The sequence below is a fragment of the Streptomyces sp. NPDC050703 genome (genome assembly GCF_040654435.1).
Classification (GTDB): domain Bacteria; phylum Actinomycetota; class Actinomycetes; order Streptomycetales; family Streptomycetaceae; genus Streptomyces.
Window position 1 is genome coordinate 197,695 of sequence record NZ_JBFAHX010000001.1, and the last position, 18,527, is coordinate 216,221.

The window sequence follows — 18,527 nt, forward strand, 5'->3', positions numbered from 1 at the left end:
GCGGGGTATTTCGTCGTGGGGCGTTTTTGGCGGGGAATGTTCGGCGGCGGGTGTCGGGGTGGTTTCAGCTCTTGAGGCGGACGAGTCTTCCGCGTTGTCCGCCGATGTGTCCGGTGGTGGGGGTGCCGGGTGTGTGGGGGTGCTGGAGGCCGAAGCTGGTGAAGGCGGTGCGGGTCGGCAGTGGGTAGGGGTGGGTGCCGGTGAGGTGGTTGAGGATGGTGGCGCTGCGCCAGGCGGCGAGGCCGAGGTCGGGGGCGCCGACGCCGTGGGTGTGGCGTTCGGCGTTCTGTACGTAGATGTTGCTGCCGGTGCTGGTGATGGCGGGGTCGAGGTCGAGGCGGTAGTGCTCGTCGATGCGGGGGCGGTCGGCGGTGTCCTTGCGGATGTGGGGGTCGAGGGCGGCGAGGAGTGTGTCGAGGGGGCGTTCGCGGTAGCCGGTGGCGAGGATGACGGCGTCGGTGGTGAGGCGGGAGCGGGTGCCTTGCTGGAGGTGTTCCAGGTGGAGTTCGACGCGGGTGGCGCCGACGCGTCCCGCGGTGCGTACGGCGACGCCGGGGGTGAGGACGGCGTCGGGCCAGCCGCCGTGGAGGGTGCGTTGGTAGAGCTGGTCGTGGATGGCGGTGATGGTGTCGGTGTCGATGCCTTTGTGGAGTTGCCACTGGTGGGGGACGAGGGCGTCGCGTACGGCTTCGGGGAGGGCGTGGAAGTAGTGGGTGTAGTCGGGGGTGAAGTGTTCGAGGCCGAGCTTTGAGTACTCCATGGGTGCGAATGCTTCGGTGCGGGCGAGCCAGTGGAGTTTCTCGTGTCCGGTGGGGCGGGTGCGGAGCAGGTCGAGGAAGATTTCGGCGCCTGACTGGCCGGAGCCGATGACGGTGATGTGTTCGGCCTGGAGGAGGGTGTCGCGGTGGTCGAGGTAGTCGGCGGAGTGGATGACGGGGACGCCGGGTGCTTCGGTGAGGGGTTTGAGGGGGTCGGGGATGTGGGGGGCGGTGCCGATGCCGAGGGCGATGTTCTTGGTGTGGGTGCGGCAGAGGGCTTCGGCTTCGCCTTCGGTGTCGAGTGGGGTGTGGTCGACTTCGAAGAGGGCGTGTTCGGGGTTCCAGCGGACGGCGTCGACGTGGTGGCCGAAGTGGAGTCCGGTGAGGTTTTCGCTGACCCAGCGGCAGTAGGCGTCGTATTCGGCGCGTTGGATGTGGAAGCGCTCGGCGAAGTAGAAGGGGTAGAGGCGTTCGCGGGTCTTGAGGTAGTTGAGGAAGGTCCAGGGGTTGGCGGGGTCGGCGAGGGTGACGAGGTCGGCGAGGAAGGGGACTTGGAGGGTGGCGCCTTCGATGAGGAGTCCGGGGTGCCAGTGGAAGGCGGGCCGCTGGTCGTAGAAGGCGGTGTCGAGTGCGGTGAGGGGGTGGGCGAGGGCGGCGAGGGAGAGGTTGAAGGGTCCGATGCCGATGCCGACCAGGTCGCGGGGGGCTTCGGGGGTGGTGAGCGGCTCTGGTCCTGGCTGGTCGGGTGTGCCGGTCATCGGGGGGTGGTCCCTTCCGTGGGGTGGGGGGTGGTGGGGGCCGGGTGGTGGTGTGCGACGCGTGCGAGGAGTTCGGTGAGGTCTTCGGTGCGGGTGTGGGGGTTGAGCAGGGTTGCTTTGAGCCAGCGGTGTCCCGCGAGGTCGGCGCGGCCGAGGACGGCGGTGCCGCGGTCGAGGAGGTGTCGGCGGAGGCGGGCGATGTCGTGGTGGTCGGCGTGGGTGGGGCGGAAGAGGACGGTGCTGATGGTGGGGGTGGTGTGGAGTTCGAAGCGGGGGTGTTCGTCGATGAGGGCGGCGAGTTCCGCTGCGCGGTCGCAGACGTGGTCGACGAGGGCGCCGAGTCCTTGGCGGCCGAGTGCCTTGAGGGTGACGGCGATTTTGAGGATGTCGGGGCGGCGGGTGGTGCGCAGGGAGCGGCCGAGGAGGTCGGGGATGCCTGCTTCGGTGTCGTCGTCGGCGTTGAGGTAGTCGGCGCTGTGGGTGAGTGCGGTGAGGTCGGTGGGGTCGCGTACGGCGAGGAGTCCGGCGGCGGCGGGTTGCCAGCCGAGTTTGTGCAGGTCGAGGGTGACGGTGTGGGCGCGGTGGATGCCGTTGACGAGGTGTTTGCGGGTGTCGCTGAAGAGGAGGCCCGCGCCGTAGGCGGCGTCGATGTGGAGGCGGGTGGCGTGGGCGGCGCATACGTCGGCGATGTCGTCGAGGGGGTCGATGAGTCCGGCGTCGGTGGTGCCGGCGGTGGCGGCGACGAGGGGGGTGCCGGGTGGGCCGGGGAGGGTGGTGAGGGCTTTGTCGAGGGCGGCGGGGTCGAGGGTGCCGGTGGGGGTGGGGATGACGTGGGGGGCGGGCAGGCCGAGGAGCCAGGTGGCGCGGGCGAGGCTGTGGTGGGCGTTGGCTCCGACGAGGAGGCGTAGGGGTGCTCGGGTGGTGGGGTGTTCGCGGGCGAGGAGGAGGGCGAGCTGGTTGGCCTCGGTGCCGCCGGTGGTGACGAGGGCGTCGCCGTTGGGGTGGATCTGGGCGGTGAGGGTGCGGGTGAGGAGTGCTTCGAGTGCGGAGGCGGCGGGTGCCTGGTCCCAGGAGTCCATGGAGGGGTTGAGTGCGGACGCGGCGAGGTCGGCGGCTGCGGCGACGGCGAGGGGCGGGCAGTGCAGGTGTGCGGCGCAGAGCGGGTCGGCGGGGTCGGCGGTGCCCGCGGCGAGTGCGTGGACGAGGGTGCGCAGGGCGGTTTCGGCGCCTTCGCCGTGTTCGGGCAGGAGGGGCTGGGCGGCGGCGTGTACGCGGTCGGTGACGGCTTCGGGGCCCCCTGCTGGTAGGGGGCCCCGGCGGTCCTTGGCGCCTTGGTGGAGGGCGTCGAGGGTGGTGGCGAGCAGTGGCCGGAGGGCGTCGGGGCCGTGGGCGCCTCCGGCGAGGGGCGGCGGGGTGCTCATGGGTGTGTCCTTCGGATGCGCGCGTACAGGGGGACCAGCCTGTACAACGCACGCACCGTCTGCCCGGGTAGTTGGGGGAAGGGAACCCGAAAGTGGTACTTGCGTACTGGTGCCACGTGGTGGTGCCCGGTGGGGTGCTAGGGGGTGCGGAAGTCGTCCCTGTGGTCGTGGGCCCACTGGTCGAAGGTGCGGGCGGGGCGGCCGGTGACGGTTTCGACGGTGGTGGTGATCTCGGGTTCGGTGCCGACGGTTTCGGCGAAGGAGGCGAGGAGGGCGGGCAGTATCTGCGGCGGGACGTGCGGGAACGTCTCGGGGCCGATGTCCTCGGGGGGTACGTCGATGAAGCGCAGGTTTCTGCCGAGTGCGGTGCCGATGGCGTGGATCTGCTGTTCGGTGGTGACGGCGTGGGGTCCGGTGAGGCGGTGGACGGCGCTCTTGTGGGTGTCGTCGAGGAGGGTGCGGGCGGCGACGTCGGCGATGTCGGCCTCGTGGATGGGGGCGGTGGCGGCTTGGGCGAAGGGGCCGCGGACGGTGTCGCCGGCGTGTATCTGGGGTGCCCATTGCAGGGCGTTGGCGGCGAAGGCGTTGGGCCGCAGGAGGGTGTGGTCGAGGCCGCTGTGCCGTACGTGGGCTTCGAGTGCGGTGTGCATGACGTGGATGGGGTGGGTGGTGTCGGCGCCTTCTTGGATGATGCCGGAGGAGAGGACGGTGACGTGGGTACTCCGGCTGTCGCTGCGGCTTCGAGGAGGGCCGCGGTGTGTTCGCCCGCGCCCATCAGGTGGAGGAAGAGCCGGGTGGCGTCCTTGAACGCGTTGGTGAGGTCGTCGGGGGCGGTGTGCTCGTCGGAGAGGTCGAGCCGGGTGATGTGGGCGGCCGGGTGGAGCCGGGCCCGTCGGGGGTCGCGGGTGAGGGCGCGTACGGGGGCGCCTTCGGCGCCGAGGCGGTCGACGAGGGCGCGGCCTACGTTTCCGGTGGCTCCGGTCACGACGATCATGTGGGGCTCCTCTGGTCGGGAGGGCCGGGGTGGCAGGTCCGGCCCGGTCGTCGATCGAGCCTAGGGCGGACCTGCCGTGGGGTGGATCGTCGGTTGGGACCAGGGGGTGTGGGCCGCGGGTCCTACGTCCGGGGGTCCGGGGTCAGGCCGTGCCGTGTCCTTCGCGTACGCGCAACGCCCGTGCCAGGTCGTCGAGTTGGTCGGTGAGTCTGCGGCGCAGGGCGGGGGTGGGGTCGGCGTCGCGCAGGCAGCGTTCGCCGAGGCGGAGGGTCTCGGCTTCGACGAGCGGGGCGGGGAAGGCGAAGCCGCCGATGACCGTGGCGATGGCGGTGCCGCGGCGGGCGGCCGCGGTGACGGCGTCCTCGTAGTAGCGGGGGACGTATTCCCGTACGAGGTCGGCCTGTTCGGGCTGCCAGAAGCCCTGGGCGGTGGCTTTGAGGAGGTAGTTGGACAGGTCGTCGGTGGCGAACATGGCGTCCCACGCGGTCCGCTTGGCGGCGGCCTCGGGCAGTGCGGCGCGGCAGCGTGCGGCGCCTTCCTGGCCGGTGGCGCTGGGGTCGCGTGCCAGTTCGGCGGTGATGGTGTCCTCGTCGGTGGCGTCGAGGGCGGCGAGGCGGGTGAGGATGTGCCAGCGCAGTTCGGGGTCGAGTTCGGGGCCGCCGGGGACGGTGCCCTCGGTGAGCCATGCCTCCAGGGGCGCGGGCTGGGTGGCGATGTCGATGGCGGCGCGGACGGCGGTGAGGCGCAGGCCGGGGTGGGAGCCGTCCTCGGTGCGGCGGATCAGGTCGCGGCAGAGTTCGCCGAGGGTGGCGAGGGCGGCGGGTCGTTCGCCGGGTCCTGTGTAGCGGCCGGTGATGTGGGCGGTGGCGAAGGTGAGGACGCCCTGGACGATGGCGAGGTCGCTCTCTTCGGGGAGGTGGGTGAGGGCGGCCTTGAGGTAGCGGGCGGGCGGGAGTTCGCCGTCGCGGACCATGTCGCGCAGGCTGTTCCACAGGACGGCGCGGGTGAGGGGGTCGGGGACCTGGGAGAGGGCGGTGAGGGCAGTCTCCTGGGATGCCGCGTCGAGGCGGATCTTGGCGTAGGTGACGTCCTGGTCGTTGGGGACGACGAGGGCGGGGCAGCCGCCGTCGCGTTCGACGGTGGTGGTGCCGGGGATGTCGGTCTCGAAGCGCTCGCGGAGGACGAGTGCGGGGCCGCCCGCGAGGTCGCGGTCGTAGACGCCGACGGTGATGCGGTGGGGGCGGCCGTCCGTGCGGCCTCCGTCGCGGTCGATGCCGAGGGTCCATGCGCGTCCGGCGTGGTTGACCTTGGCGGTCAGGGTGTCGACGCCGGTCGTGCGCAGCCATGCCGTGGCCCAGGAGTGGACGTCGCGGTCGGTGGCGTGGGCGAGGGAGTCGATGAGGTCGGCGAGGGTGGCGTTGCTGAACTTGTGGCGGGCGAAGTGGGTGTTGATGCCGGCGAGGAAGTCCTTCTCGCCGAGCCAGGCGACGAGCTGGCGCAGGGCGCTCGCGCCCTTGGCGTAGGAGATGCCGTCGAAGTTGAGCATGGCGGACGCGGTGTCGGGGACGGCCGCGGGGTCGGGGGCGACGGGGTGGGTGGAGGGGCGTTGGTCGGCGTCGTAGCCCCAGGCCTTGCGGGCGATGGCGAAGTCGGTCCACGGGTCGGTGGACGGGGTGTCCCCTGCTCGCACGGAGTGGAGGGCTTGGGGAAGGGTGGCTTCGGCGATGGTCCGGTAGCCCATGTACTCGGCGAAGGACTCGTTCAGCCAGATGTCGTCCCACCAGCGCAGGGTGACGAGGTCGCCGAACCACATGTGGGCCATTTCGTGGGCGATGGTGACGGCGCGGCTCTGGCGTTCGGTGTCGGTGACGGCGGAGCGGAAGACGTACTCGTCGCGGAGGGTGACGAGGCCGGGGTTCTCCATGGCGCCGACGTTGAATTCGGGGACGAACGCCTGGTCGTAGGAGTCGAAGGGGTAGGGCTCCTCGAAGATGTCGTGGTAGCGGTCGTAGCAGGCGCGGGTGGTGTCGAGGATCTCGTCGGCGTCGGCTTCCATGAAGGGTGCGAGTGAGCGGCGGCAGTGGAGGCCGAAGGGCAGGCCGCGGTGTTCGGTGCGTACGGAGTGCCAGGGTCCGGCGGCGACGGCGACGAGGTAAGTGGAGATGCGGGGGGTGGGTGCGGCCCGCCACTCTCCGCCGCCGAGGTGTTCGGTGCTGCCGTTGGCGAGGACGGTCCAGCTCTCGGGGGCGGTGACGGTCATCTCGAAGACGGACTTGAGGTCGGGCTGGTCGAAGGCGGCGAAGACGCGTTGGACGTCTTCCATGAACAGCTGGGTGTAGAGGTAGGTCTCGCCGTCGCTGGGGTCGGTGAAGCGGTGCATGCCTTCGCCGGTGCGCGAGTAGCGCATGGCGGCGTGGACGCGCAGTTCGTGTTCGCCGGTGGTGAGGCCGGCGAGGGTGAGGCGGTTGCCGTCGAGTCCTGCGGGGTCGAGGGGCTGCCCGTCGAGGGTGGCGGAGCGCAGGACGGCGGGCTTCAGCTCGACGAAGGTGTCGCCGTCCGCGCGGGCGCTGAAGCGGATGGCGGTGCGTGACTCGAAGGTCTCGCCGGCGGGGTCGGCCGCCTGGGTCAGATCGAGTGCGACCGTGTACCGGTGGACATCGATGAGCTGGGCACGGGTCTGCGCTTCGTCGCGCGTCAGTACGAGCATGGCCCCATGCTGCCCGATGTCACCGGTATCGGTGTAGGACCCCGATCCCAGCGCCCACGCGCTGGGCGGGACTCTCGGAACACGCTCTAGGAGGACTTGGCGATCGTCTCGTGGTGGCGGATCACCTCGGCGATGATGAAGTTGAGGAGTTTCTCGGCGAACGCGGGGTCGAGTTTGGCGTTCTCGGCGAGTTCGCGCAGGCGGGCGATCTGCCGGGCCTCGCGGGCGGGGTCGGCGGGCGGCAGGTGGTGGTTGGCCTTGAGGTGGCCGACCTGCTGGGTGCACTTGAAGCGCTCGGCGAGCATGTGGACGACGGCGGCGTCGATGTTGTCGATGCTGTCGCGCAGGCGGGACAGCTCGGCGCGGACGGCCTGGTCGTCGGGGGCGCCGGCGCCGTTGTCCGCGGGGGCGTCGGCGCTCCGGGAGGTGTCTGTGCTCCTGGGGGCGTCCGCGCCGTGTCCGTCACTGGTGTGGCTGGTGGTCATGGGCCACGAGCCTACGTTGCCGTGCCGGGGCCGCTCGCGGCGGAAGAGCGCAGAATCGGTGGGTGGTCGGGGTCGGGTATCTGCTGGGACCAGCCGCCGGGTACGGCCCTGCCCTGCTGTTCGCGGAAGCGGACGGGGGCGGTGCCGACGCGGCGGGTGAAAAGGCGGGAAAAGTACGCCGGGTCGTCGTAGCCGACGCGGCGGGCCACGGCGGCGACGGGCAGCTCGGTGGCGGCGAGGAGTTCCTTGGCGCGGCCGAGGCGGATGCCGAGGAGGTAGTCCTTGGGGCTGCATCCGGCGCCGCGGCGTACGGCGGTGCGCAGCTCGGCGGGGGTCATGCCGTGCCGTGCGGCGTGTTCGGCGACGGACAGGGGCCGGCAGGCGTCGCGGGCGAGGGCCTGGAGGACGGGGTCGCCGTCGGGGGCGATGTCGGCGCGGGCGCGGCGCAGGGCGACGAGGAGTTCGTGGACGGCGGCTCCGGTCTCGACTTCGAGGAGGGGGTTGCCGCGGCGGGCGGCGCGGGCGATGCGGGCGACGGCGGCGCGGGCGCCCGCCGCGTCGGAGAGGGGTACGACGGCTCCGGTGGCCTCGATGTAGCCGAGTTCGGTGTAGGTGGCGGTGGCGGGTCCGGTGAAGTCGACGAAGCACTCGTCCCAGCCGGTGTCGGGGTCGGGCCCGTAGTGGTGGCGGACGCCGGGGGTGAGCCAGATGAGGGCGGGCGCGGTCACCGTCGTACGCCGTCCGTCGGGGCCGCGGAACCAGCCGCCGCCCGCGCTGATGACGACGGCGACGTGGTGGTCGAGGGTGCGGGGGCCCACGGCCGGCAGGTGTCCGTGCTGGAGGCCCACGCCGAGGCAGGCGAGGCCGAGCCGGTGGTGGGCCGGGCCGGGAGTGAAATACCGCATCCAGGTGTGGTACATCCGTGCCCCTTCCGGTGCGGGTCAGGCCGCTGACCCGCTCGCTGCGTCCAACCGGAACCGATCTTTGTCCATGGACCCCGCAGCCCGCCAGAGGTGATCGTGGGCGGGTGCGCGGTGGGCGAGGGGGGACACGATGGACGGTTTCGGGGTCGGTGCGGACGGTTTCGTGCTGGACGGGCGGCCGGTGCGGCTGCTCTCCGGCGCGCTGCACTACTTCCGGGTGCACGAGGAGCAGTGGGGGCACCGGCTGGCGATGCTGCGGGCGCTGGGACTGAACTGTGTGGAGACCTATGTGCCGTGGAACCTGCACGAGCCGGGTCCCGGGGAGTACCGGGACGTGGAGGCGCTCGGCCGTTTCCTGGACGCGGTGCGGGAGGCGGGTCTGTGGGCGATCGTGCGGCCGGGGCCCTACATCTGCGCGGAGTGGGAGAACGGTGGTCTTCCGCACTGGCTGACGGGTGTGGTGGGGGTGCGCGCGCGGACGCGTGACGAGGAGTTCCTGGGGCATGTGGGCCGCTGGTTCCGGCGGCTGCTGCGGGAGGTGGTGCCGCGGCAGCACGGCGGTCCCGGCGGCGGGCCCGTGATCATGGTGCAGGTCGAGAACGAGTACGGCAGCTACGGTTCCGACCAGGTCTACCTGGCCCGCCTCGCCGATCTGCTGCGGGCGGCGGGGGTGCGGGTTCCGCTGTTCACCTCGGACGGGCCCGAGGACCACATGCTGAGCGGTGGCTCGCTCCCCGGTGTCCTCGCCACGGTCAATTTCGGCTCGGGCGCGCGGGCGGCCTTCGCGAAGCTGCGGGAGCACCGTCCCCGGGGGCCGCTGATGTGCATGGAGTTCTGGTGCGGCTGGTTCGACCACTGGGGGGCCGAGCACGTCGTGCGGGACGCGGACGGCGCGGCGGCGGCGCTGGCGGAGATCCTGGAGTGCGGGGCGTCGGTGAATCTGTACATGGCGCACGGCGGCACGAACTTCGCGGGCTGGGCGGGCGCCAATCGCGGCGGCGCGCTGCACGACGGGGCGCTGGAGCCCGATGTGACCTCGTACGACTATGACGCGCCGATCGACGAGTACGGCCGTCCCACGGCGAAGTTCCGGGCGTTCAGGGAGGTCATCGCACGGTATGCGCCGGGGCCCCTGCCCGAGCCCCCGGCGCCGCTTCCGGTGCTCGGTGCCCCGGTGGCGGGGGCGCTCGTGGACTGGGCGCCGCTGGAGGCGGTCCTTGACCGTCTCGGGGGCCCGGAGGCGGAGCACGCCGTCCCGCCCACCTTCGAGGAGCTGGACGTGGACCGGGGCCTGGTGCGGTACGCGCTGACGGTGCCCGGTCCGCGCGGCCCCCACCCGCTGTCGGTGCGGGGGCTGCGCGACCGGGCGGTCGTGTACGTGGACGGGGAGCGGGCGGGGGTCCTGACCGAGGACGAGCCGGTCCTCGCGGGGCCGGTGGCGGGGCACGCGCGCGTGGAGCTGTGGGTGGAGTCCCTGGGGCGGGTCAACTACGGGCCGCGCGCGGGTGAGCCGAAGGGCATCGCGGAGGGCATCCTGCACGAGCGGCAGTATCTGCACGGTGTGCGGGCGCGGGGGCTGCGGCTCGACGCGTTCGACGTGGCGTCGGCGGTGCGGGAGATCCCCGGGGGCGGCCGGGGGCGGGGGCGTCCGGGCCTGTACCGGGGTTCGCTGTCGGTGCGCGGCGCGGGTGACGCCGCGCTGGAGCTGCCGGGCTTCACGCGGGGCTTCGTGTGGGTGAACGGCTTCAACCTGGGGCGCTACTGGTCGGTGGGCCCGCAGAGGTCGCTGTATGTGCCGGGGCCCGTGCTGCGGGAGGGCGGGAACGAGGTGTGGGTCCTTGAGCTGGAGGGGGGCGGCGAGCGGGTCACGCTGCGGTGAGGTGGTGCCGGCCGCGCGCAGCGTGCGGGTGCGCGCGGCCGGCGCAGGGGTCAGATCTCCCTCACCTCGAAGGCGTCGAGCACGAACTCCGCCGTGCCGTCGTCGCCGGTCTTGCGCAGGCCCACCCAGGCCTCGCCGTCGTCGGGGGCGGTGAACTCGTAGGCCAGGGTGGTGGGCACCGTCGCGACGGGCAGTTCCCTGCGGTCGAGTTCGCGGGTGGCGGGGGTGTCGACGGCGGTGATCCAGGCGTACTGGCCGGCCTTCTCGTTCTCGTACGGGAAGGAGACGCGGTAGCGCCTGCCCGGGGTGAAGCGGACGGTGTGCGGGACGGTGCGGTAGACGAGTCCGGTGTTCTCGCCGCGTGACTTCAGGGAGTTGGTGCCGTCGATGACGTCGTCGATTGCCTTGCCGTTCCAGCCGCGCTGGGTGTAGGGGGCGTGGCGCCGGGCGATGTGGGTGCGCGGGTCGGTGGTGCCGCCCGCGTCGCCCTTCACGAACGGGCCCCAGCCCTGCGGGACGTGTTCGAAGTCCTCGTGGACGAGGGTGCCGCGGGGCGGTTTCAGGGGGTGCGCGGGGACGATCCGTACGTTGTCGAAGCGCACGCGCGCGTGGCCCGCCTCGGCCCGCAGGGTCAGTTCGGCGGTGCCGCCGCCGTCGGGGACGGTGAAGCGGGTGGACATGCGCTGGAAGCGGGTGCCGTGCTTGCGGTCGGCGGCCACGTGGTTGCCCGCGGTGGAGGTCTCGGTGAAGTTGGCGGCGGTGACGCCGTCGGCGGTGCGCACCTCCAGGGACGCCTTGCGCCGCTCCCCCGCCTTCTCGCCGACCTCGACCTGCACGGAGGCGACGTACGTCCCGGCCTTGAGGCGGGCGAGCCGCTGCCCGACGGACGCCGCGCCGCCCGCGCCGATGACCAGCTCGAAGTCGCCGAGCGCGCTGAGCCGCACGGCGGCGGGCCCGCTGGTCTTCCAGCCCTTCAGGGAGCCGGAGTGGAAGCCCGGGTCGTGCAGCGGGGTGCCCTGGCCCCAGCGCGGGTCGGGCAGGGTCGCGGCCCGCTCGCGGTAGAGGACGTAGGGCTGCTTCGCCTCCGCCTCAAGGGTGACCTTGCCGCCCGCTACGGAGACGTACGACTCGAAGACCCTGCCCTGGTCGGTGAGCCGGTACAGGGCGATACGGGAGCGCTTCGCCCACCCGCGCGGGAGGTGCCATTCGCTGCTGCCGCCGGTGGGGTTGTAGTGGTACAGCTTGGCGGGGTCGGTGGCCTTGCGGGGCTCCCAGGGCAGCAGGTAGCGGCCGTCCTCGTAGACGACGTGTCCGTCCGTGGTGATGCGCCGCTTGCCGGAGGCGTCGGAGACCGTCGTCCCCCGCGCGCGGGAGCCCGCCGCCCCGAAGAAGGTGATCTCGTGCTCGCCCCACGTCTTGACGGGGTACGCCTGGAGGTACTTGGCGGGCAGCGAGTGGGTCCAGATCAGCTCGTAGAACGCGTGCCAGTCGGTCTTGCCGACCCAGCCCTCGAAGTTGCCCGTGCGGGCGACGCCGAGGAGGGTGGGCCACTTGTCGGCGAAGACGTCCTTCTGGTGGTTGCGGACGAAGCGGATCAGGCGGGAGTTGATGCCGCGCGAGGTGTCGCCGCCGTAGTCGGTCTCGGTGGCCCAGTGCGACCAGACCGCGGAGCGTTCGAGGCCGTGGCCCCACTCCGTGGTGAGGGTCCAGCCCTGTGCGCGCAGGGCGCGCTGGAGGCGGTCGGAGGTCCAGCCCGACTCGCGGAACACGTCGATGTACAGGGTGTCCAGGCCGTCGTCGGTCTGGGCGCGCAGATCGGCGAAGCGGCGCACGATGTCACCGGAGACGAGGTCGCGGCGCTGGTCGATGCGGTAGCTCTGGTCGAGCCAGTCCCACTGCTCGTCGCTCTTGTCGACGAGCTTCTCGGAGAAGGCGTTCGCGACGGGGTAGGACTCGGTGGCGTTGACGTGCACGCCGAAGGTGCTGTTCCACTTCTTGCCCTCCCGGACCAGGGTGTTGAGGTCGTCGAGGCCGCCCGCGCGCTCGTTGTAGTTGCCGGCGTAGTCGGGGTGGGCGGAGTCGTGGCCCTCGGACTGGTAGCCCTTGAGGAGCGTGTACTGGCCGAGGCCGTCGGTCGCCAGGTGGACGCGCTTGACGTTGTCGAGGGTGGCGAGGAAGGGGTTGGTGGCCTGGGAGGCGAAGTTGAACGGGATGTGCGGGACGACCCGCAGGTGCTGTTCGTCGGCGCCGAGCGGCGTCACCATGATGTCGCGGAAGGCGATCGCGGCGTCCTGCCAGTCGACCTTGCCGTCGCCGTTGCGGTCGCCGGTGATCACGACGGTGGCGTACGGGAGGGGTTCGGTGGCGTCGACGGGCGCGGTCGCGGCGCGGTGCGTCCACTGCCCGGGACTCAGCCTGGCCTCCGCGTGGTCACCCCTTCGCACCGTCTCGCGCCAGAGCCGGCCGTTCTCCCACGTGGTGCCCGCCTCACCGGTGGGCTTGTCGTAGACGGTGTTCGTCTCGACCGCCCCGCCGAGTCCGTCGTGCGCGACGACGGCGTACGCGCATCCGACGGCCGCCTCCGCGGGCGTGTCCTTCCCCGGCCTGACGAGCGTGTCGCCGCTCTTGGCCTTGTCCAGCTGCACCCTGGCGGCGAGCAGGGCGGCACCGGGCTGGTCACCGCGGACGGAGAGCAGGGCGAGTCCGGGTATCCGCAGGGTGCCGACCCGCAGCGCGTCCGTGTCCGCGATCCTCGTGACCCGCCAGTGGACCTGCCACCCCTCGACCGCGATCTCCACGTCGATCCGGGTACCACCGTCGAAGACCATGCCGTACGAGACGCGGTCCCCGCCCGGCGAAGCGGTGACGTCCGGCGTCCACTCGGCCTCGTCGACGAGCACCGTGCTCAGCGGCTCCGCCCGGCCGTGCAGCACGGCGCCGCTCGCGCGGTCGGTGTAGGAGATGACGCGCGGGAAGTCGCCCGCGACACGGACGTCGAGGTGTGCCGAGCGCAGCACCACCTCGGCCGCGGGGCGCTTTCCCGTGCCGGGCGCGCCGAACGCGCTTCCGGCCGCCCCCAGGGCGGCACCCACTCCGGCCAGCGCGCCCGTGGCGACCACGGCTCTGCGGCTCGGCCCTGACCTGTTCGACGGCAGCATGCGACACCCCTCGGCGGACGGAGATTCGTGACGGACACGATGCGCGGACCGGGCGGGGACGCCCATGGACAAAGGCGCGGCAGGTGTTGGACTAACGGGGCCGTGGGGGCGGGCCGGGACAGCGCGACGGGGCGCCCGCGGATCGCGGGCGCCCCGTGCGTGAGGTTGTGGAGCGTCGGCCGTGGCGGGACTCAGAGTCCCGCGGCGGCCTTCTCTATGTCGGCCGCGAAGGTCGACACCTCGGTGTAGACGCCGGGGAACTTCGGCCGCGCGCAGCCGTTGCCCCAGCTCACGATGCCGACCTGGAGGTACTCGCCGGCCTCGTCCTTGCGGAACATCGGGCCGCCGGAGTCGCCCTGGCAGGTGTCCGTGCCGCCCTCGGCGAGCTTGCCGGCGCAGAGCTCCTCACCGGGCGTCAGCTCCTCGCCGTACGCGGCCTCGCAGTCGGCGTCGCTGACGAACGGGACGGTGGCCTTGAGGAGGTGGCGCTGCTGCTGGCCGCCCTCCTTGTCGGCGCCCCAGCCGGCGACGGTGAAGTCGCCCTCGTTGTACTTGGTGTCCTTGGCGATCTTCAGCGTGGGCTGGTCGATCGGCTCGGCGAGCTTGACGAGCGCCCAGTCCTTGCCCTTGCCGTTGTAGCCGGGGGCCTGCAGGACCTTGGTGGACTTCACGCTGATCGCGTCGGGGCTCTCCAGGTCCACGACGCCGCCGGTGGCGGTGATGCTCGTGTTGTCGCCGGAGCCGTCCACGCAGTGGGCGGCGGTCAGGACGACGTCCTTGGCGTACAGCGAGCCGCCACAGCCCATGGAGAGACGGACCATGAACGGGAACTCGCCCTGTTCGGCGGGGGTGCCGCCGACGATGCGCTCACCCGGCTGGGGGCCCGGGTGCGGCGCCGCCTGTGCGGCCAGGGGCTGAAGGCTGACGGTGGCCAGAGCGATCGCGCCGAGGGTGGCGGCTCTCTTCACTCCACGCAGCTTGGTCTTCAATTGTCTTCCCTTCGTGGGGGGTTCGTGGGGGGATACACACCTGAGCGGGCCCCTGCCGGGCGCACGGAGTGCGTGCGGGTGGCATGAGCCCGCCAAAGCGTTGCTGCGGATTATGGAGATCAATGTCCGCTCAGGACAAGGGACGGTTTCCGGCCATGGCGTGTCGTGGGCGTGTCGCGTGCGCGTCGTGTGCGCGTCGGTCCGGGTGTCAGGGGTCGGTCGTACAGTGGGGTGGGCCGGCGGTGGGCCGGCGGTGGGCGTCAGGGGGTGGGGGCGTGGCGGACGGTGGGCCTGTCGTGCACGGCTATCCCCATCTGGAGACCGTGCGTGCCGCCATCACCGCGCTCTACAAACGCCTCTCGTACGACACCATCCGCGCCTTCGACACCAGCGTGGCCCCCGCCGACGTGGCCTTCAGCGACCAGGACGACCTGCATCTGGGCGCGCAGCGCGTGGCCCGCGAGATGGTGCGGCACCTGCGTCTGCCCGATGCCCGCGTGATCGTCGGATTCCGGGAGATGCGGCACGCGGCCTCCGTCGAACTCGCGGCGGGGCCCGAGTACTTCGTCGAGCTCAACGACCGGTTCCGCACCCACCGGCGGGACATCGGCGCGGCCCTCGCCCACGAGGTCATGCACGTGTATCTGCACCGCCTCGACCTGACGTTCCCCGGCACCCGCGCCAACGAGATCCTCACCGACACCGCCGCCGCGTACCTGGGCGCCGGGTGGCTGCTCCTCGACGCCTACCGCGAGGACGGCGCCTCCTCGCAGAAGCTGGGCTATCTGACGCCGGAGGAGTACGGATACGTCCTGGCCAAGCGGGCCTCGGCCTTCGGCGAAGCCCCGGAGACGTGGTTCACCAGCGCGCAGGCCTACACCGCGTACACCAAGGGCCTGGCCCAGGCCCGCCGCGACGAGCAGCAGCCTCCGCTGACGGCGGCCGGGTGGGCGGGGAAGCGGCGGTACGCCAAGGACCGGCGGTACGCGGTGGAGCGTGGGGGCGCCGGAGCTTTCGGCAGCGGGGCGGGGGGCGGCGGCGCGGACGGGGCCGGGGCCGCCGGGGGGTACTCGTTCTCCGGGGACGGGCGGGGGGCGCTGCGGGTGGCGTTCGCGTGTCCGGTCTGCCGGCAGCGGATACGGGTGCCGGTTCAGGGGCGGGTGCGGGTGCGGTGCGGGTTGTGCAGGGCCGTGCTCGACTGCGACACGTAGGCGGGCCTTCGGCCTGGGCTGGGTCTGGCCTGGGCTGGCTCGGCCTGGCTCGGCCTGGCTCGGCCTGGCTCGGCCTGGTTTGGGTCTGGGTCGGCCTGGGGCGGGGGCTGGTTCAGGCCGGGGGCCAGTGGCTCGGGCGGTCCAGGTTGCCCGGGAGCCTCGTGCGGGCGTCGCCCCTGGCCGCGTTCACCTGTGACCGTGTGAGGAACAGCGCGTCGGTGAGGTCCGCGCCGCGCAGGTCCGTGTCGCGGAAGTCGGCGCCGATCAGGTCGGCCTCCCTCAGGTCCGCGTCGCGCAGGTCGGCGCCGATCAGGTAGGCGCCGCGGAGGTCCGCGGCCTTGAGGTCGGCGGACCTCAGCCGGGCGCCGATCAGGTCGGCGCCTCTGCGCTGCTTCTTCTTGTCGCCCTTGCCGTTGCCGTTGCCCTTGCCGGTGTTGCGGACGAGTTCGCTGGTGCGGAGGAGGAGGACGTTGACGTCCTGGCGGTGGGCGGCCACGTCTACCGCTGCCACGGCCTCGGGGGTGCCCGCGGCCAGGCGCTCCGTCTTGGCCAGGGCCTGCTTCAGCTCCGCGGTGATCGGGGCGGTCCGGGGGCGGCTCAGGGCGTCCGTCAGGTACCAGAGGAGTTCGTGGAGCTGCCGCATGACCGGGAAGACCTCGAACATCCGGCGCGCGGTGTCCTTGTCCTCGCGCCAGCTCCTGCCGTCGAAGGTGTGCTGCGAGACGTGCTGGCCTGCGCCGAAGCAGTCGTAGACCGTGCAGCCCTGGAAGCCCTTGTTCCGGAGGTCGCCGTGGATTCCGCAGCGGTAGTCCTCGCGGAGGTTGGTGCAGGGCCGGCCCGCGGCCTTGTTCACGGCGAAGTCCGTGGACCTGGTGAAGGTGAGGGCTACGCAGCAGAGGCCGAAGCAGTTGGCGCAGTCTGCGCGGAGGGCGGCGGGGTCGCGGCGGTGCTCCGGGGCCATGGGGGGTCCTTCGGGCGTCTCGGGGGTGTGGCGTGACGATTCTGCTCGGGGGGTCTGCGCTGGGGGTCGGGGGGGGGTGGTGCTGCCGGGTGCGCGGGTGCTGGTGCCAGGGCTGGTGCCGGGGCTGGTGCCGGGGCCGGGGCTGGTGCCGGGGCTGGTGCCGGTTCGGTGAGGCGGTGACGCGTGCGCTCGTGGTCCGGCTGTTCGTCGTGGGGCGGGGCCGCGCCGGTATGTCCGTCCTCGCTATCTTGGCGCGGGCGTCTCGTGCTGCGGTCCGGGCAGCTCTGACTACTGTGCTCCGGGCGGACATACCGGCACGTCCCCTCCGGTCTCGACGGCCCCCGCCCGCCGGACCTCCCGACCCTTCCCACGCCCCCGGCTTCCCGTCCGCTGGCTCCCGGCTCTCCCCGCGCCCCCGGCTTCCCGACTCTTCCCACACCCCCCGGCCCCGGCTTCCCGTCCCTACAGGGAGGCCCTGACCGGCGGCAACGGGTGGGTCGGGTGGGAGACTCCCCGCCGCGGAGCGGCGGGGAGGGCGATACGGCGGGAGAGCCGAGGGAGGACGGTCAGCCCAGCGGCCCGCGCCCCGGCAGGCATGGCCGAGGGCACGGAGGTGGACGGTCAAGGCACAGCGGCAGCGTTACGCCGCGCTGCGGCGACCCCCCTGCCCGCCCCCGGCCGGACGGCCCCTGCGGGGCTGCCCCCCGCCCTGGCGGGGAACCCGGCGCTGCCCCTGCCCGGAGGCAGCCGCGGAGCCGCCGCGGGGACGGCGCCGGCGGGAACCCTGCCCGGCGGCGGGCTGCTGCGCGGGCTGCGGGACCTCGATGACCACCGGCACCCCGGAGGGCTCCCGCGCCCCGGTGAGCCGTACGAGCTCCTCGTCGGAGGAGGAGATACGGGCCGTCCGGGGACGGATGTCCGCGTCGGACATGAGCCGCGTCATGTCCCGCTTCTCCTCGGGGAGGACGAGCGTGACGACGCTGCCGGACTCCCCGGCCCGCGCGGTGCGCCCGCCGCGGTGGAGGTAGTCCTTGTGGTCGGTGGGCGGGTCGACGTTGACGACCAGGTCGAGGTCGTCGACGTGGATGCCGCGCGCCGCGACGTTCGTGGCGATCAGGGCCGTGACCTGGCCGGTCTTGAACTGGTCCAGGGTGCGGTTGCGCTGCGGCTGCGAGCGGCCGCCGTGCAGGCCGGAGGCCCGTACGCCGTTGGCGAGGAGCCGCTTGGTGAAGCGGTCCACGGCCCGCTTGGTGTCCAGGAACATGATCACGCGGCCCTCGCGGGCGGCGATCCGCATGGCGACGGCCTTCTTGTCGGTCTCGTCGGCGACGTAGAGCACGTGGTGCTCCATCGTCGTGACCGCGCCCGCGGACGGGTCGACGGAGTGCACGACGGGGTCGGTGAGGAACATCCGGACCAGGCGGTCGATGTTCTTGTCGAGCGTCGCCGAGAACAGCATGGTCTGGCCGCCCTGCTCGACCTGCTTGAGCAGCGCCGTGACCTGCGGCATGAAGCCCATGTCGGCCATCTGGTCGGCCTCGTCGAGGACGGTCGTGCGCACCTGGGACAGGTCGCAGTCGCCGCGTTCGATCAGGTCCTTGAGGCGTCCCGGCGTGGCCACGAGGACCTCCGCGCCGCGACGCAGCGTGTTCGACTGCTTGCTGATCGACAGGCCGCCGACGACGGTGGCGAGGCGGAGGTTGACGGAGGTCGCGTACGGGGTGAGGGCGTCCGTCACCTGCTGGGCCAGCTCACGCGTGGGGACCAGGACCATGGCGAGCGGCGACTTCGGCTCGGCGCGCCGGCCCGCCGTACGGGCCAGGAGGGCGAGGCCGAAGGCCAGGGTCTTGCCGGACCCGGTGCGCCCGCGGCCGAGGATGTCGCGGCCCGCGAGGGAGTTCGGGAGGGTGGCGGCCTGGATCGGGAAGGGCGCGGTGACGCCCTGGGCGGCCAGCGTCTTCAGGAGGGCTTCGGGCATGTCCAGGTCGGCGAAGGCCTCGACGGCCGGCAGGGCCGGCGTGAGGCTCTCGGGCAGCGCGAACTCGCCGCCCTGTGCGGGCTTGGGCTTGCGGCCTGCGGACTTCCTCGCGGAACCCGCGGCGCCCTTCGCCTGTCCGTTCGGCCGGCCCCTGCCGCCCGCGTTGGTGGAGCGCTTGCGTGCGGGTCGTGCCTGGCCTTCGGAGCGGTTCATGCAGTGATGCCTTCCTGGTCGCTGGACTTTCCGGACCTCTGAGCCGGTGCGGCTCTGGGCCCGTCGGGCCCGATGACAGCGCAAGCCGAGGC

Annotated in this window: 12 protein-coding genes and 1 pseudogene; 2 read left to right on the forward strand and 11 right to left on the reverse strand. The window is 72.5% G+C overall.

Annotated features, from left to right (window positions below; all coding sequences use genetic code 11):
- Positions 1-64: 64 nt before the first annotated feature.
- The 7 genes and pseudogenes from AB0I16_RS00960 to AB0I16_RS00990 all read right to left on the reverse strand — a co-directional run bounded on the left by AB0I16_RS00960 (position 65) and on the right by AB0I16_RS00990 (position 8,043).
- Positions 65-1,516 (reverse strand): SidA/IucD/PvdA family monooxygenase, encoded by a 1,452-nt coding sequence (locus tag AB0I16_RS00960; protein WP_363247307.1) that lies wholly within the window; start codon positions 1,514-1,516, stop codon positions 65-67.
- Positions 1,513-2,937, reverse strand: coding sequence for an aminotransferase class V-fold PLP-dependent enzyme (locus tag AB0I16_RS00965; RefSeq protein ID WP_363247144.1), 1,425 nt, complete (start codon positions 2,935-2,937; stop codon positions 1,513-1,515). The genes AB0I16_RS00960 and AB0I16_RS00965 overlap by 4 nt, the downstream gene beginning before the upstream one ends.
- A gap of 137 nt (positions 2,938-3,074) precedes the next feature.
- On the reverse strand, positions 3,075-3,587 hold the full coding sequence (locus AB0I16_RS00970) for a hypothetical protein (RefSeq protein ID WP_363247146.1): 513 nt from the start codon (positions 3,585-3,587) through the stop codon (positions 3,075-3,077).
- A gap of 125 nt (positions 3,588-3,712) precedes the next feature.
- Positions 3,713-3,931, reverse strand: a pseudogene (locus tag AB0I16_RS00975) (NAD(P)H-binding protein); the annotation flags it as partial.
- A 142-nt stretch (positions 3,932-4,073) separates the two neighbouring features.
- The gene (gene pepN / locus AB0I16_RS00980; protein WP_363247147.1) at positions 4,074-6,638 is read right to left on the reverse strand and encodes an aminopeptidase N; all 2,565 of its coding nucleotides are present in this window, start codon (positions 6,636-6,638) and stop codon (positions 4,074-4,076) included.
- Between the two features lie 86 nt (positions 6,639-6,724).
- A complete protein-coding gene (locus tag AB0I16_RS00985) occupies positions 6,725-7,123 on the reverse strand; it encodes a chorismate mutase (protein ID WP_363247148.1) in 399 nt (132 codons plus the stop codon).
- An 11-nt stretch (positions 7,124-7,134) separates the two neighbouring features.
- Entirely contained in the window at positions 7,135-8,043 is a 909-nt protein-coding gene (locus AB0I16_RS00990; protein ID WP_363247149.1) for an AraC family transcriptional regulator, read from the reverse strand.
- Positions 8,044-8,176: 133 nt separating this feature from the next.
- On the opposite strand from AB0I16_RS00990, the gene AB0I16_RS00995 reads away from it, so the two are divergent.
- Entirely contained in the window at positions 8,177-9,925 is a 1,749-nt protein-coding gene (locus tag AB0I16_RS00995) for a beta-galactosidase family protein (protein ID WP_363247151.1), read from the forward strand.
- A gap of 50 nt (positions 9,926-9,975) precedes the next feature.
- Here the strand turns inward: AB0I16_RS00995 and AB0I16_RS01000 are convergent, their stop codons facing one another.
- Together AB0I16_RS01000 and AB0I16_RS01005 are read right to left on the reverse strand one after the other, a co-directional pair.
- On the reverse strand, positions 9,976-13,083 hold the full coding sequence (locus tag AB0I16_RS01000) for an endo-alpha-N-acetylgalactosaminidase family protein (protein WP_363247152.1): 3,108 nt from the start codon (positions 13,081-13,083) through the stop codon (positions 9,976-9,978).
- Positions 13,084-13,274: 191 nt separating this feature from the next.
- Positions 13,275-14,072, reverse strand: a complete 798-nt coding sequence (locus tag AB0I16_RS01005; protein WP_363247153.1) for a serine protease — start codon at positions 14,070-14,072, stop codon at positions 13,275-13,277.
- Positions 14,073-14,347: 275 nt separating this feature from the next.
- Between AB0I16_RS01005 and AB0I16_RS01010 the strand changes: the two genes are divergently transcribed.
- The gene (locus tag AB0I16_RS01010; RefSeq protein ID WP_363247154.1) at positions 14,348-15,283 is read left to right on the forward strand and encodes a hypothetical protein; all 936 of its coding nucleotides are present in this window, start codon (positions 14,348-14,350) and stop codon (positions 15,281-15,283) included.
- A 112-nt stretch (positions 15,284-15,395) separates the two neighbouring features.
- Here the strand turns inward: AB0I16_RS01010 and AB0I16_RS01015 are convergent, their stop codons facing one another.
- Together AB0I16_RS01015 and AB0I16_RS01020 are read right to left on the reverse strand one after the other, a co-directional pair.
- Positions 15,396-16,244, reverse strand: a complete 849-nt coding sequence (locus AB0I16_RS01015) for a pentapeptide repeat-containing protein (protein WP_363247155.1) — start codon at positions 16,242-16,244, stop codon at positions 15,396-15,398.
- A gap of 640 nt (positions 16,245-16,884) precedes the next feature.
- Positions 16,885-18,435 (reverse strand): DEAD/DEAH box helicase, encoded by a 1,551-nt coding sequence (locus tag AB0I16_RS01020; RefSeq protein ID WP_363247156.1) that lies wholly within the window; start codon positions 18,433-18,435, stop codon positions 16,885-16,887.
- Positions 18,436-18,527 lie beyond the last annotated feature (92 nt).